Origin of the sequence: Pseudomonas sp. PS01300 (assembly GCF_029960155.1) — a bacterium.
Taxonomy (GTDB): Bacteria; Pseudomonadota; Gammaproteobacteria; order Pseudomonadales; family Pseudomonadaceae; genus Aquipseudomonas; species Aquipseudomonas palmensis.
Map to the genome: position 1 here is coordinate 1 of NZ_JASCPN010000185.1, position 252 is coordinate 252.

Annotated in this window: 1 pseudogene; it reads left to right on the top strand. The window is 64.7% G+C overall.

Features of this window, described 5'->3' with window-relative positions:
* Positions 1–94, top strand: a pseudogene (locus QMX96_RS26900) (type VI secretion system tube protein Hcp); the annotation flags it as partial.
* Positions 95–252: the final 158 nt, after the last annotated feature.

Here is a 252-nt window from a genome sequence, read left to right on the forward strand (position 1 = left end):
AGACGTGCACTTCACCTACCGCAAGATCACCTGGACCCACGAAGTGTCCGGTACCTCCGGCTCGGACGACTGGCGTACCCCGGTCGCCGGCTAAGCCTGCGTTAGTTCACTGCCCCGGCCAGCCAGCCAGCCAGCATGGCCGGCCGGGGCAGCCTGTCACCCCAGTTTTTGCAGCGGGAGGAACATCGGATGTTCTCAGCGGCCAACCAGCCCCATTTCACCCTGACCCTGGACGGGGTCGACAGCGACTTT